Annotated in this window: 18 protein-coding genes; 6 read left to right on the top strand and 12 right to left on the bottom strand. The window is 69.8% G+C overall.

The annotated features are described in order from the left end of the window. Nucleotides 1–216: 216 nt before the first annotated feature. Nucleotides 217–933, bottom strand: a complete 717-nt coding sequence (locus EIZ45_RS34430; RefSeq protein ID WP_238605657.1) for an RNase H family protein — start codon at nucleotides 931–933, stop codon at nucleotides 217–219. Between the two features lie 340 nt (nucleotides 934–1,273). Here EIZ45_RS34430 and uvrA point away from each other — a divergent pair, with 340 nt between their 5' ends. Further along, a complete protein-coding gene (uvrA, locus tag EIZ45_RS34425; RefSeq protein ID WP_037818144.1) occupies nucleotides 1,274–4,135 on the top strand; it encodes an excinuclease ABC subunit UvrA in 2,862 nt (953 codons plus the stop codon). Nucleotides 4,136–4,218: 83 nt separating this feature from the next. Here the strand turns inward: uvrA and EIZ45_RS34420 are convergent, their stop codons facing one another. Further along, nucleotides 4,219–4,857: a fibronectin type III domain-containing protein gene (locus EIZ45_RS34420; protein ID WP_134667975.1), complete on the bottom strand. Its 639-nt coding sequence runs from the start codon at nucleotides 4,855–4,857 to the stop codon at nucleotides 4,219–4,221. 114 nt (nucleotides 4,858–4,971) lie between these two features. On the opposite strand from EIZ45_RS34420, the gene EIZ45_RS34415 reads away from it, so the two are divergent. Further along, nucleotides 4,972–5,436, top strand: coding sequence for an SRPBCC family protein (locus EIZ45_RS34415; RefSeq protein ID WP_037818146.1), 465 nt, complete (start codon nucleotides 4,972–4,974; stop codon nucleotides 5,434–5,436). A gap of 28 nt (nucleotides 5,437–5,464) precedes the next feature. On the opposite strand, the gene EIZ45_RS34410 is transcribed toward EIZ45_RS34415, so the two are convergent. Next, the gene (locus EIZ45_RS34410; RefSeq protein WP_167756638.1) at nucleotides 5,465–6,901 is read right to left on the bottom strand and encodes an MFS transporter; all 1,437 of its coding nucleotides are present in this window, start codon (nucleotides 6,899–6,901) and stop codon (nucleotides 5,465–5,467) included. 116 nt (nucleotides 6,902–7,017) lie between these two features. On the opposite strand from EIZ45_RS34410, the gene EIZ45_RS34405 reads away from it, so the two are divergent. Further along, nucleotides 7,018–7,419, top strand: coding sequence for a helix-turn-helix domain-containing protein (locus EIZ45_RS34405; protein ID WP_134667973.1), 402 nt, complete (start codon nucleotides 7,018–7,020; stop codon nucleotides 7,417–7,419). A gap of 100 nt (nucleotides 7,420–7,519) precedes the next feature. On the opposite strand, the gene EIZ45_RS34400 is transcribed toward EIZ45_RS34405, so the two are convergent. Then, nucleotides 7,520–8,866, bottom strand: coding sequence for a cation:dicarboxylate symporter family transporter (locus tag EIZ45_RS34400; protein ID WP_037818148.1), 1,347 nt, complete (start codon nucleotides 8,864–8,866; stop codon nucleotides 7,520–7,522). 163 nt (nucleotides 8,867–9,029) lie between these two features. On the opposite strand from EIZ45_RS34400, the gene EIZ45_RS34395 reads away from it, so the two are divergent. The 3 genes from EIZ45_RS34395 to EIZ45_RS34385 all read left to right on the top strand — a co-directional run bounded on the left by EIZ45_RS34395 (nucleotide 9,030) and on the right by EIZ45_RS34385 (nucleotide 12,164). Further along, nucleotides 9,030–10,634 carry a sensor histidine kinase gene (locus EIZ45_RS34395; RefSeq protein WP_167756637.1) on the top strand — a complete coding sequence of 535 codons (1,605 nt, stop codon included), beginning with the start codon at nucleotides 9,030–9,032 and terminating at the stop codon, nucleotides 10,632–10,634. After that, complete coding sequence (locus tag EIZ45_RS34390; protein WP_037818149.1) at nucleotides 10,631–11,299, top strand: response regulator; 669 nt, start codon at nucleotides 10,631–10,633, stop codon at nucleotides 11,297–11,299. Before EIZ45_RS34395 ends, EIZ45_RS34390 begins: the two co-directional genes overlap by 4 nt. A gap of 97 nt (nucleotides 11,300–11,396) precedes the next feature. Continuing rightward, entirely contained in the window at nucleotides 11,397–12,164 is a 768-nt protein-coding gene (locus tag EIZ45_RS34385) for an SDR family oxidoreductase (RefSeq protein WP_134667972.1), read from the top strand. Between the two features lie 72 nt (nucleotides 12,165–12,236). Here EIZ45_RS34385 and EIZ45_RS34380 read toward each other — a convergent pair whose 3' ends face one another. From EIZ45_RS34380 to EIZ45_RS34345, 8 genes are all read right to left on the bottom strand, one after another. Next, entirely contained in the window at nucleotides 12,237–13,622 is a 1,386-nt protein-coding gene (locus EIZ45_RS34380) for a beta-N-acetylhexosaminidase (protein ID WP_134667971.1), read from the bottom strand. A gap of 2 nt (nucleotides 13,623–13,624) precedes the next feature. After that, entirely contained in the window at nucleotides 13,625–14,479 is an 855-nt protein-coding gene (locus tag EIZ45_RS34375) for a carbohydrate ABC transporter permease (RefSeq protein ID WP_037818151.1), read from the bottom strand. Further along, on the bottom strand, nucleotides 14,470–15,390 hold the full coding sequence (locus tag EIZ45_RS34370) for a carbohydrate ABC transporter permease (RefSeq protein WP_037818152.1): 921 nt from the start codon (nucleotides 15,388–15,390) through the stop codon (nucleotides 14,470–14,472). Before EIZ45_RS34370 ends, EIZ45_RS34375 begins: the two co-directional genes overlap by 10 nt. Nucleotides 15,391–15,393: 3 nt before the next feature. After that, nucleotides 15,394–16,677 (bottom strand): extracellular solute-binding protein, encoded by a 1,284-nt coding sequence (locus EIZ45_RS34365; RefSeq protein ID WP_134667970.1) that lies wholly within the window; start codon nucleotides 16,675–16,677, stop codon nucleotides 15,394–15,396. Nucleotides 16,678–16,752: 75 nt separating this feature from the next. Further along, entirely contained in the window at nucleotides 16,753–17,886 is a 1,134-nt protein-coding gene (locus EIZ45_RS34360; RefSeq protein WP_134667969.1) for a lactonase family protein, read from the bottom strand. A 31-nt stretch (nucleotides 17,887–17,917) separates the two neighbouring features. Further along, nucleotides 17,918–19,309, bottom strand: a complete 1,392-nt coding sequence (locus tag EIZ45_RS34355) for a GntP family permease (RefSeq protein WP_134667968.1) — start codon at nucleotides 19,307–19,309, stop codon at nucleotides 17,918–17,920. Continuing rightward, nucleotides 19,306–20,901, bottom strand: a complete 1,596-nt coding sequence (locus EIZ45_RS34350; RefSeq protein ID WP_134667967.1) for an amidohydrolase family protein — start codon at nucleotides 20,899–20,901, stop codon at nucleotides 19,306–19,308. The genes EIZ45_RS34355 and EIZ45_RS34350 overlap by 4 nt, the downstream gene beginning before the upstream one ends. Continuing rightward, nucleotides 20,901–22,199, bottom strand: coding sequence for an amino acid deaminase (locus EIZ45_RS34345; protein WP_037818157.1), 1,299 nt, complete (start codon nucleotides 22,197–22,199; stop codon nucleotides 20,901–20,903). The genes EIZ45_RS34350 and EIZ45_RS34345 overlap by 1 nt, the downstream gene beginning before the upstream one ends. Nucleotides 22,200–22,268: the final 69 nt, after the last annotated feature.

Below are 22,268 nucleotides of genomic sequence, written 5' to 3'. Positions count from 1 at the left end.
CGGCGATTGCGGGGCTGGAGTGGTGCGGGATCGCTGGGGCTGAGGCGTTGCGGACGTCGCCGAAGGCCGGTGTGACCGGGTCCGGCGTCGTGCAGAGTGGTCGTCTGCGTAGGTGCTGTGTCGGCCGTTGTGCAGCGGTGTGGCGTGGTTCGGGATCGTCGGGGCCGGGGCGTTGCGGACGACCTCGCCGAAGGCCGGTTCGACCGGGTCCGGGCGTCATGCAAACCGGCTAAGCCCTGACCTGCGCCGATTGAGTTCCAGCCATTCCGTCGTGCAGCAGTGCTCGCACGGGGCGAGTTCCCCAGGGATCACCGAAGCCCAGGCGATCCGCACGATCTCGTGGGTGTCGCGGCCCATCCGCTCCTGCCGCTGCTGGCCCCTGCGCAGCCAGTAGCAGTCGGCGTCGTTGTGGTAGGCGTGGCCGCCCGCCGTGTGGTAGCCGGTCGGCAGCACTCCCGCGTCGAGCTGGCGGCAGTCGGCGCAGTAGGCCTTCGTCATGCCGTGCCGGCACTCGTCGTCCTCCGGCAGTGCGGGCGGGCGTCCGGTGGGGCGGGCCGCCGTCGCGAGGTCGGCCAGTTCGGCTAGCTGGGTGCGGGCGGCCGGGTCCTCGGCATCCCGCCAGGTGATCTCGTGCTGGGCAGCGCAGGTGCGGAGGCGGGGGAGGAGGTCATCCGAATCATGACCGTCCAGCGCGGTGCGGAGATACTCGCTGTCGCTGTACAGGTGCACGCGGACCGGCCTTTTCAGGCTTTCGAGTGCTTCCACGGCAGCCGTCAGCGCCATCCGGCCCGCGGTCGTGTCCGCCGCCCCGCCGGTGAGGGTTTTCCGATGGTCGCCGTAGGCCAGCAGAGCGGACCAGCCGCCCGGTCCCGGGGTGTCGCCGCCTTTCCCCGCCGCGTAGATCCGCACTGCTCCGGCTTCTTCGCTCGCCACGCCCCGAACGTATCGGCAGGGGGCGACACTTTTCGCGAAACCCGCCCGAAGGCGCTGCCCCGCGCCGGTTCCCGGGGCCCGTGCACCCGGGCCGGACGCACTTCGCCGACCTGTATCGTGGAACCGGGCCAGCCCGCGCATCCGCTCTGCCGCGCGGGGCCTCCGACAGCGTCCGGCGACCCCGCCGCGGGCCGCTTCCCCCGGCCCCCGGAGAGCGGAAAACCCCAGGCAGAACACGTGCGGTCCGGTTTTTGTCGGTGGTCGTCCCTACCCTGGGCACGTCCGTCGGCACCGGATCTCCCGGCGGGCCACCGAGCAGAACGATGGAAGGGACGAAGGCGTGGCTGATCGCCTCGTTGTTCGCGGAGCGCGCGAGCACAACCTCCGCGGCGTGGATCTCGATCTGCCCCGCGACAGCATGATCGTGTTCACCGGCCTGTCCGGGTCGGGCAAGTCGAGCCTGGCCTTCGACACGATCTTCGCCGAGGGGCAGCGGCGGTACGTGGAGTCGCTGTCGGCGTACGCGCGGCAGTTCCTCGGCCAGATGGACAAGCCGGACGTCGACTTCATCGAGGGCCTCTCGCCCGCGGTGTCGATCGACCAGAAGTCGACCTCGCGCAACCCGCGGTCGACCGTCGGCACCATCACCGAGGTCTACGACTACCTGCGGCTGCTCTACGCCCGCGCCGGCAAGGCGCACTGCCCCAAGTGCGGCGAGGCGATCAGCAAGCAGACGCCGCAGCAGATCGTCGACCAGGTGCTGGAAATGACCGAGGGCACCCGGTTCCAGGTGCTCGCGCCGGTCGTGCGCGGGCGCAAGGGCGAGTACCTCGACCTGTTCCAGAACCTGCAGCAGCAGGGCTACGCGCGCGTGGTGGTCGACGGCACGGTGCACCCGCTCACCGACCCGCCGAAGCTGAAGAAGCAGGAAAAGCACCAGATCGGCGTGGTGATCGACCGGCTCGCGGTCAAGACCAGCGCGCGGCAGCGGCTCACCGACTCGGTGGAAACGGCGCTGCGGCTGGCCGACGGCCTGGTCGAGCTGGAATTCGTCGACCTCGACGAGAACGACCCGCACCGCGTGCGCGGCTTCTCCGAGAACCTGGCCTGCCCCAACGGCCACCCGCTGGCGATCGAGGACCTCGAACCCCGGTCGTTCTCGTTCAACTCGCCTTACGGCGCGTGCCCCGAGTGCACCGGCATCGGCATCCGCAAGGAGGTCGACCCGGAACTGGTGGTGCCGGACGACGAACTGTCCCTCGCCGAAGGCGCCATCGCGCCGTGGGCGGGCGGGCAGAGCGCCGACTACTTCCTGCGGCTGCTGGAATCGCTGTCGGAAGCGGTCGGGTTCCGCATGGACACGCCGTGGCGGCGGCTGCCCGCCCGGGTGCAGAAGGCAGTGCTGCACGGCGTCGACGAGCAGGTGCACGTCCGCTACCGCAACCGGTACGGCAGGCAGCGCTCGTACTACGCGGCCTTCGAGGGCGTCATCCCGTTCCTGGAGCGGCGCCTCGAGCAGACCGACTCGGAGTACATGCGCGAGCGGTACGAGGGCTACATGCGCGAGGTGCCGTGCCCGGCGTGTCAGGGCACGCGGCTCAAGCCGGAGATCCTCGCGGTCACGCTGGAGCACGCGACGCAGGGCGACCGGTCGATCGCCGAGGTCTGCGCGCTGTCCATCGCGGAGGCGTCGGAATTCCTCGACGAACTGGTGCTCGGCCCGCGCGAGGCGATGATCGCGGGCGCGGTGCTCAAGGAAATCCAGGCGCGGCTGCGCTTCCTGCTCGACGTCGGCCTCACCTACCTGTCGCTCGACCGCGCGTCCGGCACGCTGTCCGGCGGCGAGGCGCAGCGCATCCGGCTGGCGACGCAGATCGGCTCCGGACTGGTGGGCGTGCTGTACGTGCTGGACGAGCCGTCGATCGGCCTGCACCAGCGCGACAACCACCGGCTCATCGAGACGCTGACCCGGCTGCGCAACCTCGGCAACACGCTGATCGTGGTCGAGCACGACGAGGACACCATCCGGGCCAGCGACTGGGTGGTCGACATCGGCCCGGGCGCGGGCGAGCACGGCGGGCACATCGTGCACAGCGGCCCGTACAAGAAGATCCTGAAGAACAAGGAATCGATCACCGGCGCGTACCTCTCCGGGCGGCGGCAGATCGAGATCCCGGCGATCCGGCGGCCGGTCGACAAGAAGCGGCAGCTCACCGTGGTGGGCGCGCGCGAGCACAACCTGCGCGGCATCGACGTGTCGTTCCCGCTCGGCTGCCTCGTCTCGATCACCGGCGTGTCCGGGTCGGGCAAGTCGACGCTGGTCAACGACATCCTCGCGCAGGTGCTGGCGAACAAGCTCAACGGCGCGCGCCAGGTCCCCGGCAGGCACACCCGGGTCAACGGGCTCGCCAACGTCGACAAGCTGGTGCGCGTCGACCAGTCGCCGATCGGCCGCACGCCGCGTTCCAACGCGGCCACCTACACCGGCGTGTGGGACCACGTGCGCAAGCTGTTCGCGGCCACCACCGAGGCGAAGGTCCGCGGGTACCAGCAGGGCCGGTTCTCGTTCAACGTCAAGGGCGGCCGCTGCGAGGCGTGCGCGGGCGACGGCACGATCAAGATCGAGATGAACTTCCTGCCGGACGTCTACGTCCCGTGCGAGGTGTGCAAGGGCGCCCGGTACAACCGGGAAACGCTCGAGGTGCACTACAAGGGCAAGACGGTGTCCGACGTGCTGGACATGCCGATCGAGGAGGCGGCCGAGTTCTTCGAGCCGATCAAGGCGATCCACCGGCACCTGCAGACCCTGGTCGACGTCGGTCTCGGCTACGTCCGCCTCGGCCAGCCGGCGCCGACGCTGTCCGGCGGCGAGGCGCAGCGCGTCAAGCTGGCGAGCGAACTGCAGAAGCGCTCCACCGGCAAGACCGTCTACATCCTCGACGAGCCGACCACCGGCCTGCACTTCGAGGACATCAGCAAGCTGATCGGCGTGATCAACGGGCTGGTGGACAAGGGCAACACGGTGATCGTGATCGAGCACAACCTCGACGTGATCAAGACGTCCGACTGGATCGTGGACATGGGCCCGGAGGGCGGCTCCGGCGGCGGCACGGTGATCGCCGAGGGCACGCCCGAGCAGGTCGCGGCCACCGAGGGGAGCTACACCGGCGAGTTCCTCGCACAGGTGCTGAACCCGGCCTGATCCGCATCCAGCCGCTCTGATCCGAGCCGAGAAGAGCCGTCCGGTCCCAGGACCGGGCGGCTCTTCGCTGTCTGGCGGACGGGTCAGTCCTTTCCGGTCGTGCGCTCGACGACGGGGGAGAGCGGGCCGTAGGACAGTGCGCGGAGGCGGAAAGCAGAGCCTTGCTCGCCGGGCAGGAGCGACAGCGCGCATTGGGTGGCGTTGGGATCGGTCACCTCGACCGGGACGAAGTCAGGCGTGCCCGGGCGGCGGATCTCCAGCAGGAAACCGGCCTCGTCGGTCGAGCGGTCGGCCCAGGTGAAGTGCAGGTTCTGGTCCGCTGCCGGGGCCGCGGTGAGATCGGCCGGGGCGGACTGCTGGGCGGCGGCGCCGGGCGGGGCAGCGTTGCCCGCCGTGACGGTCGCCGACACCGGACCGGCGAAGGACCGGATTCGGTAGTAGAACGGCGTTTCCGGGATCAGGTTCGGATGGGTATACGAGGTCTGACCGGGCGGGAGGTACTGCAGCGCGGTCCACGGTCCGTCGGCGGCGTTGGCGTATTCGAGGAGGTAGCCCGCCGCGGCCGGGTCGGCAGGCCAGTGCAGCACGACGTTCGTGGGCGAGGTGAGAGTCGCGGTGAAGGCGGGGGCCGTTGGCGGCGGCGAAGCGGTGCCGCAGCCGACTAGCGTCACGGTCAGCAGCGCGGCCAGTGCGGCCAGGACGGTTCGGGCGGCGGTCGGCACGGCAAGCCTCCTCGATGGTTCAGGCGGCGGCGTACCCAAGGAATGGCCAGCCTAGGAAACGGCGGTCAAGATCGACAAGCACGCGTTCCGCTGATCGGGAGAGAGGGGCGGGCTGTGGTCCTCGAAAAGAAGAGGGACGCCGAGTACACGTTCCGGAGCGACTGGTGGCTGCCGACTCTCCCCGGGCGGGTGTTCGACGCGATCGTCGACCTCGAGTCGTATCCGCGGTGGTGGCCGGACGTCCAGTCGGTGCGCCAGGTCGACGACGACACCGCCCAGGTCGTCTGCCGGTCCCGGCTGCCGTACCGGATCGTCGTCGCGATGCACCGGGAGCAGCAGGACGCGGCGGGGCTGCGGGTGCGCGTCCGGTTGAGCGGGGACCTCGACGGGCTGCTCGCCGGGGCGATCCACGCCGACGGCGGGGGTTCCCGGCTGGAGATCACGCAGCACGTTCAGGTGCGGAAACCGTTGCTGCGCAGGCTGGACGTCATCGCCCGGCCGTTCTTCCGCGCCAACCACGCGTGGATGATGCGGCGCGGGCACCACGGGCTGGCCGGTTACCTCGCGGCGTCGAGATGAGTCGAGATAACCGGCCAGAACGAGCGGCCTAGCTGGCGACCGGTTCCGGAGCGGCGGCCGGAGCCCCGACCGCTCGGCGGCCCAGGAGCACCGCGGCGAGGATCGCGGCGAGAGCGGTCAACCCGGCGCTGAAGCCGAAAGCTACCCGGAATCCCGACGCCAGCGCCTCCTTCTCCGAAGCGCCTCCGCTCAGCACCTCGGCCGTGCGGGTCGCGGCGGCGGTGGCGAGCACTGCGGTTCCCAGCGCGCCGCCGACCTGCTGGGTCGTGGTGATCAACCCCGAAGTCACGCCGGAGTCGTCGGGGGTCGCGGCGGACATCGCCAAGCCCATCAGCGCCGGGATCGCCATTCCCGCCCCGGCGCCCATCAGGATCAGCGACGGCAGCACGTGCGAGGCGTAGCCGCCAGCCGTCTGGACCTGGGTCAGGTAAAGGAACGCGACCGACGTCGTCAGCAGACCGGCGACCAGGACCGCGCGCGGGGAGAAGCGGCTGTTCAGCCAGTCAGCCAGGCCGAGCGAGAACGCGGCGATCATGACCGGTGTCGGGACGAAGGCGAAACCCGTGGTGAGCGCGTCGAAACCGAGGACCTGCTGCAGGTACAGCGCGGTGACGAACTGGAATCCCAGGAATCCGGCGACCATTACGACCATGGTCAGGTTGGCCCCGCTGATCGCGCGCACCCGGAGCAACCGCAAGGGCAGCAACGGGGTGCGCGTCCGGGCCTGGCGCAGCAGGAACAGCAGGAGCAGGGCGACCGCAGCCGCGAGAGTCAGGATGGTCAGGAACGTCCACCCGGCATCGCCTGCCTGCACGATGCCCAGCACCAGCAGCATCACCCCGGCGGTGACCAGCAGCGCGCCCAGCACGTCGATGCCGGTGCGCAGGCCGAGACCCCGATCGGAGGCGACGACCAGCGGAGTCAGGACGAGCGCGGCGATGCCGATGGGCAGGTTGATGTAGAAGGTCCAGTGCCAGTCGAGGCCCTGCGTGAGCGCGCCGCCCGCGACCATGCCGATCGACGCGCCCGCGGCTTGGGTGAAGCTGTAAACGCCGAGCGCGCGGACGCGGGCGCGCGGCTCGGGATAGAGCGTCACGATCATTCCCAGCACAACCGCGGACGCCAGCGCGCCGCCGACGCCCTGGACAAAACGCGCGACCACCAGCGTGGTGGCGTTCGGCGAGAGGCCGGCGGCCAGCGAAGCGGCGGTGAAGACGACGATGCCGGCGAGGAACACCCGCCGCCGGCCGACCAGGTCGCCGAGGCGGCCGGACAGCAGGAGCAGGCCGCCGAACGCGACGAGGTAGGCGTTGACCACCCAGGCCAGCCCGGGCGCGCTGAAGCCCAGGTCGGTCTGGATCACCGGCAGGGCCACCGCGACGATCGAGCTGTCGAGCACCACCATCAGCGAGGCGGCGGACAGCACGGCGAGCGCCGCGCCGCGATGCCGAATGGTTTCGGGCATGACAAGGTCCTCCATAACCGGCACAGGGGAGAGTTTCCGCTGGTCGTAGCCAGGGCATCTCTTGTTACAGTGCCCATCATGTGTGACCATGGAGCACTGCGGAAGGAGGCACTTTCATGTCCCAGGGGAACATCGCTGTGACCGACGAGGCCACGGACTTCGACCCGGCGAAATTCGCGGTGTGCACGGTGATGGAGGTCGTGAACCGGATCAGCGGGAAGTGGGTGATCGGCATCCTGCTGGAGGCGACGCGCGGGCCGGTGCGGTTCACCGAACTCGAACGCTCGGTGCAGGGGATCAGCCGCCGCATGCTCACGCTCACCCTGCGGAACCTGGAACGCGACGGCCTGCTGACCCGCACGGTCTACCCGACGGTCCCGCCGCGCGTCGAATACGAGGCGACCGAGATGGCGCGCGAGCTGTACGACTCGCTGGCCGGTTTGGTCGACTGGGCGGAACGGCACCGCGAGGCGATCGCGGTTTCGCGGCAGGGGTACGACGGCCGCACTGCTTGCTGAACTGGAAAGGCGCCGCGGCCGTGCGCACGGGGGACGTGCACGGTCGCGGCGCCGTAACAGTCCGCGCCCGGGGGGAAGGGACCCGGGCGCGGACTGGGTCTCAGGCGTTCGCCGGGACGGGCTGAGCGGGCTCGGCCGGTTTGTCGTCGAGCAGGGTCGCTTCGTCGAACGGGGCCTGTCCGGCGAAGACCTGGCGCGAGCGGTCGCGGTCGAATTCCTTCATCCACGATCCGATGAGGACGGTCGCGACCGCGTTGCCGGCGAAGTTCGTCAGCGCCCGCGCCTCGGACATGAACCGGTCGATGCCGAGGATGAAGCCGACGCCGTCGACGAGTTCCGGGCGGTGCGACTGCAGGCCGCTGGCCAGGGTCGCGATGCCGGCGCCGCTCACGCCCGCCGCGCCCTTCGACGCGATGATCATGAACAGCAGCAACGTGATCTGCTCGCCGAGCGCGAGCGGCTGGTCCTGCGCGGTGGCGATGAACAGCGTCGCCATCGTCAGGTAGATCGCGGTGCCGTCGAGGTTGAACGAGTACCCGGTGGGCACCGTGATGCCGACGACCGGCTTGCTGACGCCGAGGTGCTCCATCTTCGCGATCAGCCGCGGCAGCGCGGATTCCGAAGAGGACGTCGACAGGATCAGCAGGAATTCGCGGCCGAGATACCGCAGCAGGCTGAAGATGTTGACCCGCGCGCCGAGCCACAGCACCGCGCCGAGGACGCCGAACACGAACACCAGGCACGTCAGGTAGAAGCCGAGCATGATCACCAGCAGGCTGCGCAGCGCGCCCCAGCCGGTCGCGCCGACCACCGCGGCGATCGCGCCGAACGCGCCCACCGGGGCGGCCCACATGATCATCGCGAGGACGCGGAACACGAGCCGCTGGATGTGCTCGATGCCGCGCAGGATCGGCTCGCCGCGCTTGCCGAGCTTCTGCAGCGCGAACCCGGCGAGCAGCGCCACGAGCAGCGTCTGCAGCACCTGGCCCTCGGTGAACGCGGACACGAAGGTCTTCGGGATGATGCCGAGCAGGAAGTCGGTGGTGCCCTCGCCGCCCTTCGCCTGCTGGTGCACCTTCGACACGTCGGCCGGGTTGAGGTGCAGGCCGCTGCCCGGGTGCAGCAGGTTGCCGACGACGAGCCCGATCGCGAGCGCGAACGTCGACATCACGATGAAGTAGACCAGCGCGGTGACGCCGACCTTGCCGACCTTCGCCGCCTTCGCGACCGAGCCGATGCCCAGCACGATGGTGCAGAAGATGATCGGCGAGATCATCATCTTGATCAGGTTGACAAAGCCGGTGCCCAGCGGGGCGAGGCTCTTGCCGACGGACGGCCAGAGCAGCCCGACCGCTACGCCGAGCACGACGGCGGCGATCACGGCGAGGTACAGGTAACGCGTGCGGTCGCGCTTGGGCGCGCTCGCTTCGGGGGTCGGTGTCGGCACCGTTGCCTCCAGCTCGGTGGGGGGAACGCGGGTCACTATGCGGGGCGGATATGACCGGCGTCACCGTTGTGTTCATTGAGTTCGCGGCGGGTCTGTCCGGTGTGGACTTCCCGGCAGCGGCGCCGGAGTGCTGCCGGACCCGTGCGTGTGCTGGTATGAGCGGGTGCCCCCGACACCTCGGATCCGGACGAGCCGCTGGAGCCTGGCCCGTCAGCTGCTGGTGCTGCAGCTGGCGATCCTGCTCGTGCTCGTCTCCGGCGGCATCACTATCGCCTATCTCGACGCCCGGCGCACGACGACCGACCGGGCCGGGGAGCAGTCGCTCGCGGTGGCCCGTTCGATCGCCGACGCGCCCGACGTCGCTCGGGCGGCCGCCACCGCGGACCCGACCGCGACGCTGCAGCCGTATGCGCAGCGGGTGCTCGTGGACACGCGCGTGGACTTCGTGACGATCATGTCGCCGCAAGGAATCCGTTACACGCACCCGAATCCGGCGTTGATCGGGCAGCGGTTCCTCGGGCACATCGAGGCGGCCCAGCAGGGCGGTGTCGTGTCCGAGACCTACACCGGTTCGCTCGGCCCGTCGGTGCGCGTGGTGGTGCCGGTGTTCGACGCGAACCATCGGGTGGTCGCGCTCGTCGCGGTGGGCATCACGATCGCGGCGATCTCGGCCGAGGTGCAGGAACGCGTCTGGCCGCTGCTCGGCGTCGCGGCGGCGGTGTTGCTGGTGGGCGCCTGCGGGGGCTGGCTGGTGAGCGCGCGGCTGAAGCGGCAGACGCGCGGCATCGCGCCCGCGGAGCTGAGCAATCTGTTCGAGTACCACGAGGCGGTGCTGCATTCGGTCCGCGAGGGTGTGCTGCTGGTGGACCGCGACGGCCGGGTCGGGTTGTGCAACGACGGCGCCCGCACCCTGCTCGGGCTGACCGGCGACCCGGTCGGTCAGCCGCTCGCAGACCTGGGGCTGTCGCCTGAGCTGACGGCGGCGTTCACCGCGCCGGAAAACCGCACCGAAGAACTGCACCTGACGGATTCGCGGGTGCTGGTCGTGAGCACGACGCTCGTCAGCTCGGGCGGACGCGCGCAAGGCACCGTCGTGATCCTGCGCGACCACACCGAACTCCAGACCCTCACCGGCGAGCTGACCACCGCGCGCAGCCTCGCCGAAGCGCTGCGGTCACAGGCGCACGAAGCGGCGAACCGGCTGCACACGGTCGTGTCGCTGGTGGAACTCGGCCGTCCCGAGGACGCCGTGGAGTTCGCGACCGCCGAACTCGCGCTGGCGCAGGAGCTCACCGACCGCGTGATGACCGCGGTCGCCGAACCGGTGCTGGCCGCGCTGCTGCTCGGCAAGGCCGCGGAGGCGAGCGAACGCGGCGTGGAGTTCACCATCACGCCGGACACGATGATCGACGACCTCGGCCCCGGCGTGGCCGGACGGGACCTGGTGACGATCCTCGGCAACCTGATCGACAACGGAATCGACGCGGTGGTGCGGGAATCCGGCACGCGGCCGGCGGTGGTGGTCACCGCGCGGTCCGAAGAGGACGGTCTGCTGCTGCGCGTCGCGGACAACGGCCCGGGCGTGCCGGAGGAAGCGGTGGGGGAGATGTTCCGCCGGGGCTGGTCGACCAAGGCGGGGGACGAGCACGGTCTCGGGTTGGCGCTGGTCGTGCAGGCGGTCCGGCGCTACGGCGGCACCATCGACGTCGGACGGGACGGCGGCGCGGTGTTCACCGTACGGTTGCCGAGGCAGGAGGTGTCGTCGTGATCCGCGTGCTGGTGGTGGAGGACGAGCCGGTGGCGGCCGAGGCGCACCGGCTGTACGTCGAGCGGCTGCCGGGATTCGCCGTCGCCGGCGTGGTGCATTCCGGCGGCGAGGCGCTGCGGTTCTGCGAGCGCGAACCCGTCGACCTGGTCCTGCTCGACTTCTACCTGCCTGACACGCACGGCCTCGCCGTCTGCCGTTCGCTGCGCGCGGCCGGGCTGCCGATCGACGTCATCGCGGTGACCTCCGCGCGCGACCTCGCGCTGGTCAAGGCAGCGGTCTCGGTCGGGGTCGTGCAGTACCTGCTGAAGCCGTTCACCTTCGCGTCGTTGCGGGACAAACTGGAGCGCTACGCGTCGTTCCGCGAGGCGTCCGGCGAGGTCACCGGGCAGGCGGAGATCGACCGCGCGCTCGGCACGCTGCGCACCACCGAGGCCGCGCCGCTGCCTAAAGGCATGAGCGCGGAGACGCTGGACGCGATCACCGACGCGCTCGCCGGAGCAGGCGAAGGGCTGTCCGCCGGCGGTGCGGCGAGCGCGATCGGGGCGTCCCGGGTCACCGCGCGGCGGTACCTGGAGTACTTGGCGGACAACGGATTGGCCCAGCGCGAACCGCGATACGGGCAGGTCGGACGGCCGGAGGTCTGGTACCGGCTCAAGCCTGGCTGAGCGCTGACCGGACCCGTCAGCGCTTCGTGCGCCCACGGTAAGCGGACTCCCCGAAAGTGTGGACATCGAAGTTCACACCACTCAAGGGGAGCAAGAAATGACGCAGAAGACCGCACTGGTCACCGGCGGCAGCAAGGGCATTGGCCGGGCCATCGCGGCGCGGCTGGCGCACGACGGCGCGCTGGTCGCCGTGCACTACGGCAGCGACGAAGGGGCAGCCAAGGAGACCGTCGCGGCGATCGAGGCGAACGGCGGGCAGGCATTCGCGGTGCAGACGACGCTGGGCGTCGACGGGGACGCGGAGACGCTGCTCGACCGGCTCTCGGCGGAGCTGCGCGAACGCACCGGCGAGGTCGCGCTCGACATCCTGGTCAACAACGCGGCGACCGGCGCCGGTTCGATCACCTCGGCGACGTCCGACGAGTTCGACCGGGTGTTCGCGGTGAACGTGAAAGCACCGTTTTTCTTGGTGCAGAAGCTGTTGCCGGTGCTGCGGGACGGCGGCCGGATCGTCAACATCTCGTCCGCGGACACGCGCATCGCGCTGCCGTTCGAGCTGGCGTACAGCATGACGAAGGGTGCGCTCGACGTGTTCACCCGCAGCCTGGCGCAGGAACTCGGCCAGCGGGGGATCACGGTGAACGGCGTCGCCCCCGGTCCGACGCCGACCGACCGCACCGCGCACATGTTCGCCGACGAGCGGATGCGGGCGGGGATGGCGGGCGCGTCCGCGCTCCGGCGGGTCGCCGATGCGACGGACATCGCGGACGTGGTGGCGTTCCTGGCCTCGGCGGACTCGCGCTGGGTCACCGGGCAGGTCGTCGACGCGACCGGCGGGACGTTCCTCGGCCCGGCTGGCGTATAACGACCTATACGGCTCGGCTTCGGCAAGTCCGAAGCCGAGCCGCCGCTTCGCGGGGATAGAAAGCCGCAGCGATCAGCGGGGCCGGCCCGGCGCGTCCGGCCGGGTCTGCCACGGGTGCGGGCCGTCGAGCGGCCGGTACTCCACGCCGAGCGCGTCCAGCCGCAGCAGATGGTGGTCGCGCAGCCGGGGCAGGAATTCCGCGTAATCGCGTGGTCCGCTGCTCCACGCGACCTCGGCGAACGCCGACAAGCGAGGGAACGCCGCGTAGTCCGTCCGCCGCACGGTGTCCAGGTGTTCGGACCACAACTGCGCCTGGACGCCGCGCACGTGCGGTCCGGATTCGGGCTCGAAACCGTAGAAGTGTTCGAGATCCTGGAGGTAGCCGACCGGGATCGGTTCGTCCGGGTGGTCGCTTTGCCGGTGGTCGAGGTACACGCCGTCCTCGGGGCAGAGCACGACCTCGTGCCCGCCCTTCACCGCCAGCGAGGCGCGTTCGCGGTCCTGCCACACTCCGATCACCATCGCGGGCAGGTCGCCGCCGTCGAGGACCTCGTCCCAGCCCATCGGCGTGCGGCCGCGCGCGACGAGGTGGTCGGCGATCGCCCGGACGAACCGGCGGTGCGCCTCGGTGACGCCGGGCACCTCGTCCCCGCCGAGCGCGATCACCGGGGACGGGAAGATGTCCAGCACGTGGTCGAAGACGGTGCGGAAGAAGTCCAGAGTGGACTCCGACGGATGCAGCAGCGACGTGCTGATGCCCCAGGAAGTCCAGACCTCCCAAGGGGTGTCGCTGGCCGGGCCGAGTTCCGGGTACGCGGTGATGGCGGCCCGGGCGTGCCCGGGAATGTCCACTTCGGGCACCACGGTGATCGCTCGCGCGGCGGCGTACGCGACGATCTCGCGCAGATCGTCCACAGTGTAGTAGCCGCCGTGCGGGCGGCCGTCGCGTTCCGGACCGTCGTGCCGGCCGACCATCGACGACTTCCGCCAGCCGCCGACCGACGTGAGCCGGGGGAATTCTGGCGTCTCGATCCGCCAGCCCTGATCGTCGGTGAGGTGCAGGTTCAGCACGTTCATCTTGTGCGCGGCGAGCAGATCGACGAACCGCAGCACCTCGGCCTTCGTCCGGAAGTGCCGGGACACGTCGTAAAGACAGCCGCGCCAGGCGAAACGCGGATGATCGGTGATCGTCCCGCACGGCAGCTCGACCGGTCCATTGTGGATCGACACGGCGCGGAACGCATCCGGACCGGCCAGCTGGCGCAGGGTTTGCCGACCGTAGAACTCGCCCGCGGAGTCGGCCGCTTCGAGCGTGACGCCGTCCGGCGTGATATGCAGCCGGTAGCCCTCGGCGGGCAGCTCCGCGGTGCGCACCGCCACCGGAGCGGGCCACGGGCAGGTGCCGGGCGCCGCTTCCGCGGACACCGGGCGGGGGAGGAGAGTGTCGAAACCGGACATGGTCATCCCTTCACGGCCCCGGCGGTCCCGCCGATGAGTTTCCGTTGCACCAGCACGAAGAACACCAGCACCGGAATCGTCATCAGGGTGGACGAGGCCATCACGGCGCCCCAGTCGGTGTCCTCCGGTTTGAAGAACACCAGGATCGCCTGCGGCAGAGTCTGGTTTTCGGTCTTGGAGATGATGAACGTCTTGGCGAACAGGAAGTCGTTCCACGCGTGGATGAACGCGAGCACGCTCACCGCGACGAGCCCGGGCGCGACGAGCGGGAACAGGATCTGCCAGGTGAACCGCATCCGCGACGCACCGTCCAAAGTGGCCGCTTCCTCCAGTTCGGCGGGCACCGCGGCGACGAACCCGCGCAGCATCCAGATCGCGAACGGCAGGCTGAACGCCAGGTGCACCAGGACGAGCGAGCCCAGTTCGTTGAGCCCGAACGCGGGCACCGTGCCGCCGACCGAGCGCATCAGGAAGAACAGCGGGATGGTCAGCGCTTCCACCGGCACCATTTGCGCCACCAGCAGCATCACCAGCAGCACCGCCCGGCCGCGGAACCGGAACCGGGTGAGCGCCACCGCGGAAAGGAACGAGAACACCAGGGACAGCAGCACCACGACGACCGCGACCACGAGGCTGTTGAGGAAATACCGGCCGAACCCGGACACCGTGAGCACGCGCTGGAAACTGTCCAGCGACGGCGAGAAGGTCCACGGTTTCGGATGCGCCGACTGGATTTCGCCCGCCGGTTTGAACGCCGAGAGCACCATCCAGTACAGCGGGAACGCGACGATCCCGGCGATCACCACGGTCACGATTTCGGCGACGAGCCGCGCGGGGCGGCGCACTTTCAGAGCCATGCGGCACTCCGGCGCTGGGACCGGACGTACAGCCCGGTGATCGACAGCAGCAGCAAGGTCATCACGACCCCGATCGCCGAGCCGAGCCCGTACTCCTGCCCGGCGAACGCCTGCTGGTAGGCGTAGACATTCAGGATCAAGTTGCGCCCGGCGATGCCGCCTCCGTTGGTCATCACGTAGATCTGGGTGAACACCTTGAAGTCCCAGATGATCGACTGCACGGTCGCGATGGTCAGCAGCGGCCGCACCGCGGGCAGGACCACCGACCGCGTCGTGCGCCAGACCGACGCGCCGTCGAGCGCGGCGGCCTCCAGCGTCTCCTTCGGCACCCCGCTGATCCCGGCGTACATGGTCACCATCACGAACGGGAACGAGCACCAGATCACCTCGGCGGCGACCAGCCCGAACGTGCCGAAGGTGCCGAACGTCCAGGAATGGTGCTCCATCCCGCTGAACCCGATGCCCGAGAGCACCTCGTTGACCAGGCCGAAATCGGTGTCGAAGAGGAACAGCCAGACGTAGGAGCCGGCGATCGCCGGGGTCGCCCACGCGCCGAGCGCCGCCAGGAACAGCAGCATGCGCGGCAGCGCGCGGACCCGGCTCGCCAGCACGGCCAGCGCCGTGCCGACGACCAGGCTGCCGATCACGCAGGCCGCGGCGAACCCGACCGTCTTGGCCAGCACCGTCCAGAACTGGACGTCGGCCAGCAGGCTGGCGTAGTTGTCGAGGCCGAGGAACACCAGCGGGGCCGCACCCGCCGCCTGCGGCTGGCCGTAGTCGTAGAGCGAGATCACGACCAGCTGGTAAATCGGGTACACCAGCAGCGCGGCGAGCAGGATGCCCGCCGGCAGCAGGTAGAGAAGAGCCGCGCGGCCGTCGCGGCGGACGGTCGCGGAACGGACTGCGGCCACGGGTCAGCCGAAGTTCTTGTTCATCGCCCCGGCGGCGTCGGCCAGCGCGGCGTTCGCGTCCTTGCCGCCGGTCGCGATCTGCTGCACGGCGGTGGGCAGGACGTTCTGGCTGTCGATCTTGGACCACGCCGGGGTGCTCGGCACGAACTTGGTGCCCGCGCTCAGGGTGTCCACGAACGCCTTCAACGTCGGGTCGCTGGCGGCGAGTTTCTTCTGCACCGACGCGAGGGTGGGCAGGTTGCCCATCGCCGCGTACATCTTCTCCTGGTACTTGACGCCGGCCAGCAGCTCGGCGAACTGCACCGCGAGACCGTGGCGCTGGCTCGCGCCGAACACGCCGAGCAGGTTGCCGCCGGCGAACGCGGGCGCGACCGAACCCGGGGTGGTGCCGGGCAGCGGCATGATCGCGTACTTGCCCTTCACTGCGCCCTTTTCGACGGCCTTGCGGTTGAAGTCGCCGCCGATCACCATGCCCGCCTTGCCGCCGGCGAACGCGGTGACGCTCTGCGTGCCGGTGAGGTTGGCGCAGGCGGCGGGCGGGCAGATGTCGTCCTTGATCAGGTTCGCGTACGCGGTGACGCCGGCTTTGGCCTGCGGGGAGTCCACAGTGGACGCCCACTTGCCGTTGTCCTGTTTGGCCAGGTCGCCGCCGTTGGCCCAGATGAACGGCAGCATCGCGTAGGTGTACTTGCCGCCGGTCGCGATGCCGTACAGATCCGGCTTCTTCTCGCGGATCTTGCGCGCGTCTTCGGTCAGCTCGGCAAGCGTCGTGGGCGGCTTGAGGCCGAGTTCGGCGAAGACGTCGGTGCGGTAGTACAACGCGCGGATGCCGGTGTACCAGGGGATGCCGTAGATCTTGCCGTTCGCCTTGGCGGTGTCCACCACGGACGGAAGCAGGTCCTTGCCGTCCGACCAGTTCGCGATGTCCTTGGTGAGGTCGGACAACGCGCCGGTCTGCGCGTAGCTGGAGACGTCGGTGTTGCCGAATTCGGCGACGTCGGGGGCGTTGGACGGGTCGTTGAACGCGCCGGAGAACTTGTCCGCGCGGCCTTCGACCGGAACCCACTGCACGTCGACCTTCACGCCGGCGTGGCTGGCCTCGAATTCGGTGATCGCTTCCTTGACCGCGGCCTCCTTCGGCGCGCGGTTCGCTTCGTCGAACAGCCAGACTCTGAGGGTGCCGTCGGTTTGGTTTCCGCCTGCGGCGGCCGGGCCGGATTGGGTGGGCGCGCACGCGGCGAGCAACGCCAGCGTGGCGACAGCGGGCAGGACAGAACGCAGCTTCATCGGTGACTCCTGTCGCGGGGACCGGTCAAAGACCGGGAAAGACGGGGCTGTGCGGCGTGACAGCCCCGGTTTTTCTCAGACGAAGAAGACAGAGTTGACGTTCGGGACGGCGAGCGAGCCCGCGGACTTGCCGGGCAGACCGGTGGCCGGGTCGCGCGGCAGCCAGGTGACGGTGCCGGAGCGCTGGTTGGAGACGTAGAACCACTTCTCGTCCGGGTCCAGCGCGAGATGGCGCGGCCAGTTGCCGCCGGACGCCGCCGAGGAGACCAGGGTGAGCCCGGCTCCGCCGTCGGCGACGGTGAAGGTGGCGATGGTGTTGGGGCCGCGCACGGTGGCGTAGACGAACTTCCCGTCGCGCGACACGGTGATCTCGCCGGGGAACAGTTCGCCGGTGCTGCCCGGCGGAACCGCGGGCACCACGGCGATCGGCTTGAACGTGCCGGTGGCGGAGTCCCAGCTGGCGACGGTGATCTCCGGCCGCAGTTCCTGGGCGACGTAAGCGAATTTGCCGTTCGGGTGGAACGCGAGATGTCGCGGTCCCGCACCGGCCGGAAGGGTGATCTGCTTGTGCAGCTTCAGCTTTCCCTTGCCGGTGTCGAACGAGTAGACGTACACCGAGTCGGTGCCGAGGTCGACCGCCAGCACCCACTTGCCGGACGGATCGGTGACGACCTGGTGCGCGTGCGGCTCTTTGCCCTGGTGCTGCTGCAGATCGGTGGCCGCGCCGAGCTTGCCGCCGGACTTGATCGGCAGCACCACGACGCTGCCGGAGTCGTAATTCGCGGCCAGCACGTACTTCTGGCTCGGGTGCACCGACAGGTGCGTGGGCGAGCCGCCCTTCGAGGACGTCGACCCGAGCAGCTTCGGCCGGGTCGGGTCGGAGATGTCCAACGCGGACACCGTGCCGGTCTCCGCGCCCTCGTTTTCGTTGGTGACGTACAGGATCCGGCCGTCGCGAGTCCGGTCGAACCAGGAAACGTCGGTCAGCTTCGGGACAGTGCGCACCGGCGTGAGCGCGGGGCTTCCCGCCGCTCGCTGGGTGACGTCCAGTCCGTGGCCGGCCGGCGCGGAGTTGGTGTAGCTGCCGACGTACACCGTCGTAGCCGCGCGCGGGCGGGGCGCTGCCGTGGCGAGCTGTGCGCCCACCACGGCGGCGGCTCCGGCCGCGCCGACTGCTCCGACGAACGTGCGGCGGGAAATCTCGGTCATCGAATACCCCCGGAACATGTGCCGATGTGGTTCAGACCAATGCCATCGCCAATGCTGCCACACCGAAACCGCTCAAGGAAAGGACTGTTTCCAAAGCCGTCCAGGTTTTCAGGGTCTGGGTCACGGTCAGCCCGAAATACCGGGACACGATCCAGAATCCGCCGTCGTTCACGTGCGAGGCGATGATCGACCCGGCCGAGATCGCGACCACCAGGAGCGCCAATTGTGCTTGCGAATAATGCAGTTCCATCACCGTCGGCGCGACGATGCCGCTCGTGGTCACGATCGCGACCGTTGCGGATCCCTGGGCGATGCGCATGCCGCAGCTGATGATGTACGCGGCCAAAAGCACGGGAAGCCCGGCGTCGCCTAGGGAACCGGCCACCGCCTTGCCGATGCCGGTGGCGGAGAGCACCGATCCGAAGAACGAACCCGCGCCCACCACGAGAAGAATCATCGCGACCGGGCGCAGCGCGTTCGCGGAAAGCTGTGCGAGGTCCGTGCCGCTCATCCCGCGGCGGCGGCCGAGCAGCCACGACGCGAGGATGGTCGCGATGGTCAGCGCGATGGCCGGCGTGCCGAGGAACGCGGCGATGCCCGCGCCGGTGGATCCCTTGGGCAGCAGGATGCTGCCGAACGTGCCCACCAGGATCAGCACCAGCGGCACCGCGATGATCCCGCCGACCAGCTTGAGCGACGGCGCGGGGCCGTCCTGCTCGCCGTCTTCGCCCGCGAGCTTCGCGAAGTCCTCGGCCAGCGGCACGTTCACGCGCTTGCCGATCCACGTCGAGTACAGGATGCCGCCGATGAACCAGGCCGGGATGCCGCAGACCGCGCCCATCAGGATCAGCCAGCCGAGATCCACGTGCAGCAGCCCGGCCGCGGCGACCGGTCCCGGGTGCGGCGGGATGAAGGCGTGCGTGATGGAAAGCCCGGCCAGCAACGGCATCGCGTACAGCACGATCGACCGGCCGCCCTGCTTGGCCGCGGCGTAGACCAGCGGCGCGAGCACGAAAATGCCGATGTCGAAGAACACCGGGATGCCGAAGATGAGGCCGGAAAGACCCATCGCGAGCGGAGCGCGTTTCTCGCCGAACGTGCGCAGCAGCGCCGCGGTGAGCACGCGCGCGCCGCCGGATTTCTCCAGGATCGAGCCGAGCAGCGTGCCCAGCCCGATGATCGCCGCGATGTGCCCGAGAATGCTGCCGAAACCCTTCTCCAGCAGCGAATCGGACGTCTTCTGCGCGGTGCCGACCAGGGTGCCGACCGGCACGCCCGCGGCCAGCGCGGTGAGCAGGCCCACCACGATCAAGGCGATGAACGGTTCGAGCTTCACCTTGATGATGAGGAAAAGCAGCACCGCGATGGACACCGCGGCCAGCGTGAGCAGACCGGCGGTGCTGGTCTGCAGCCAGTGGATCATCGTCGACTCCCGGGATGGCGAAGGGAATGCCCGGCGAGCGCGCCGGTGGGGGACCCGTCTTCGAGCGCGGCGACGCCGTTGACGAAGACAGCGGAGAGACCCGCGGCGGGCTGCCGCGGATTGTCGAACGTCGCGGTGTCGGCGACCGTGTCCGGGTCGAACAGCACCAGATCGGCCGCGTGCCCGGGGCGGACGAGGCCCCGGTCGGACAGCCCCAGCCGCCGTGCCGCGCGCCCGGTGAGGTGCGCGACGCAGTCGGCCAGTTCGAGAACGCCCAGTTCGCGGACGTAGCGGGCGAGGTAGCGCGGGAAGGTGCCCCACGCCCGGGGATGCGGTCGCGCGCCGACCAGCAGGCCGTCCGAGCCGCCGGTGTGCGTGCGGTGCCGCATGATGGCCTGCACGTTTTCCTCGTGTCCCACGTGCATGAGGCAGGACGTGCCGAGCTTTTCGTCGATCAGCGTGTCGAAGTACAGCTCCGCCGGGGTTTTCCCGTTCTTGCGGGCCGAAGCGAGGACGCTGTGCCCCACCAATGCGGCGTTCTCCTCGCGGCGCACGCCGTTGATTTCGATGGCGTCCCAGTCGATCGGCACGCCGTGCGCACCGTCCGAACCGGACTCTTCGATCTCGGCGCGGATGCGTTCGCGAGTGTCCGGATCGGACAGCCGGGCGAGCGTGGGTTCCAATCCGCCTTCGGTGGACCAGCTCGGCAGCAGCGCGGACAGGTAGGTCGCGCCGGGCAGGTACGGGTACGTGTCGAGGGTGATGTCGCAGCCGTCGTCGAGGGCGTTGTCCAGCAGCCGCAACAGATCCGGTGCCTTGCCCTTGTTGACGGAGAAGTTCATCGTCGCGTGCGCGAGGTGCAGCGGGCAGCCGGAGCGGCGGGAGACGTCGACCATCTCCGCGAACGCCTCCAGCGCGCCCGCGCCGTAGCTGCGGTGGTGCGGGCTGTAGTAGCCGCCGCGCTCGCCGACCACGCGGCACAGCTCGACCAGTTCCTCGGTGGTCGCGTACATCCCGGGCGTGTAGGTCAGCCCGGACGACAGGCCGAACGCGCCTTCGGACAGCCCGGTCGCGATGAGCTCCTGCATCCGGGCCAGCTCGGCGTCCGTGGCGGGCCGGTCCTCCCAGCCCACCACCAGCATCCGCACCGTGCCCTGCGGGACCAGGTACGCCGCGTTCGTCGCGATGCCCTGGTCGAGCCGGTCGAGGTACTCGCCGACCGAGCGCCAGTTCCAGTCGAAGCCCGCCGGGTCGTCGTTCCATCCGGCCAGCTGCTGGCGCAGGCTCGCGAGCACTTCGTCGTTGACCGGCGCGTAGGAGAGACCGTCCTGCCCCAGCACCTCGGTGGTTACGCCCTGGCTGATTTTCGCCAGATGGTCCGGGTTGGCAAGCACTTGCAGGTCGGAATGCGAGTGCATGTCGATGAACCCGGGGGAGAGGACCAGCCCGGTCGCGTCGAGCACGCGCGGTGCGGTGAGTTCTCCCGGCGCGGCGACGTCGGCGATGCGGTCGCCGTCGATCCCGACGTCGCGGATCTCCAGCGCGGCCCCGGTTCCATCGGCGACGCGCGCGCCGCGGATCACGAGGTCCATCAGAACCACGTCCGCACGAAATCGACCACTGTTTCTCCGTCGCTGTCCACGACCGGCAGCAGCGACCACTTGTCGAACGTCGTGCAGGGATGCGACAGCCCGAGCCGGATCCAGTCGCCGACCTCGACCGGCGACCCTTCGGGCAGTTCGAGGAACGCGTGCTGGTCGTTGAGCTTCGGGACGGTGTGCCCGGTCAGCTCGGTGACCACGCCGTCCTTGCGCAGCAACTGCGGCTCGGGCATGCCCTCGTCGTACGGCAGGTCGCGCTTGCCCGCGGTGAGCAGCGCGAGTTCCGGCGTCGGCTTCGACGTGACCTGCGCCCACGCGTGCAATGCCGGACGGAAACTGTCGACGCCAGCGATGCGTGGGTGCTCGCCGAGCGGCGAGATCTCGCGGTAGAAGCCGTCGTCGTGCGTCAGGTACGCGCCGCTGCGCAGGATCGGGACCACGTCGAGCCCGTCCGGCCACGGCTTGGTCAGCTCGTCCACGACGCGGTCGAAGTACGCGCTGCCGCCTGCGGTGACGTACACCGGACCGTCGGCAAGCAAACCCTTCTCCGCGAAGGTGATCGTCGCGTCCCGAAGACTGTCCACATAGGAACTGATCTTCGCCAAGGCCGCGTCGTCGGTGTGGTGCGAGAGCGCGCCTTCGTAGCCACCGGTGCCGCGCAGGCGCAACACCGGGCTCTTCGCCGCCGCTTCGGCAACGGCGAGTGCGGTCGCGGCGTCGCGGACACCGGTGCGGCCGCCTTCGCCGCCCAGCTCCACCAGCACGTCGACGGGCCGCTCGGCGCCCGCGAGCGCTTCGGTCATCAGCTCGACGCTGCGCACCGAGTCGACCCAGCAGACGAACTCGAAATCCGGGTCCGCCGCCAGCTCGCCGGCCAGCCAGCGCAGCGCGGACGGGTCCACGAGCTGGTTCGCCAGCAGGATCCGCGGCACGCCGAACGCGCGGTAGATCCGCACGTGCCCGGCGTTCGCCGCGGTGATGCCCCACGAACCGTGCTCCAGCTGCCGGGCGAACAGCTCCGGAGCCATCGTCGTCTTGCCGTGCGGCGCGAGCGCGATCCCGCGTTCGGCGCACCAGCGGGCCATGGTGGCGAGGTTGTGCTCCATCGCGGCCGCGTCGAGCACCACGAACGGACCGAAGAAGCCGTCGTCGAAGAGCTTCGCGCGGCGGGCCGCGGCTTCGTCGAGAGTGAGCCCGGACAGGGCCGGGGGGAGAGCGCGGAAGCGCCAGTCGATCCGTTCGCCGCGCCCGGCTCGGACGGCGGCGGTGAGAGCGGCGTTGCTGTTCATCTGGGACCTCGGTTGCGTATCTTGCAACGGACGTTGCGCAAAATGCGTTGCATAGGTGTAGCATCCGGG

Source organism: Amycolatopsis sp. CFH S0740 (assembly GCF_004522315.1).
In the GTDB taxonomy this organism is placed as follows: domain Bacteria; phylum Actinomycetota; class Actinomycetes; order Mycobacteriales; family Pseudonocardiaceae; genus Amycolatopsis; species Amycolatopsis nivea.
This window is presented reverse-complemented; position numbering and strand designations above follow the sequence as displayed.

Coding starts and splice junctions, on each gene's coding strand:
- EIZ45_RS34410 (WP_167756638.1), bottom strand. CDS start 6,901: ATGCCCGAAACCATTCGGCATCGCGGCGCGGCGCTCGCCGTGCTGTCC.
- EIZ45_RS34405 (WP_134667973.1), top strand. CDS start 7,018: ATGTCCCAGGGGAACATCGCTGTGACCGACGAGGCCACGGACTTCGAC.
- EIZ45_RS34385 (WP_134667972.1), top strand. CDS start 11,397: ATGACGCAGAAGACCGCACTGGTCACCGGCGGCAGCAAGGGCATTGGC.
- EIZ45_RS34380 (WP_134667971.1), bottom strand. CDS start 13,622: ATGTCCGGTTTCGACACTCTCCTCCCCCGCCCGGTGTCCGCGGAAGCG.
- EIZ45_RS34375 (WP_037818151.1), bottom strand. CDS start 14,479: ATGGCTCTGAAAGTGCGCCGCCCCGCGCGGCTCGTCGCCGAAATCGTG.
- EIZ45_RS34365 (WP_134667970.1), bottom strand. CDS start 16,677: ATGAAGCTGCGTTCTGTCCTGCCCGCTGTCGCCACGCTGGCGTTGCTC.
- EIZ45_RS34360 (WP_134667969.1), bottom strand. CDS start 17,886: ATGACCGAGATTTCCCGCCGCACGTTCGTCGGAGCAGTCGGCGCGGCC.
- EIZ45_RS34355 (WP_134667968.1), bottom strand. CDS start 19,309: ATGATCCACTGGCTGCAGACCAGCACCGCCGGTCTGCTCACGCTGGCC.
- EIZ45_RS34350 (WP_134667967.1), bottom strand. CDS start 20,901: ATGGACCTCGTGATCCGCGGCGCGCGCGTCGCCGATGGAACCGGGGCC.
- EIZ45_RS34345 (WP_037818157.1), bottom strand. CDS start 22,199: ATGAACAGCAACGCCGCTCTCACCGCCGCCGTCCGAGCCGGGCGCGGC.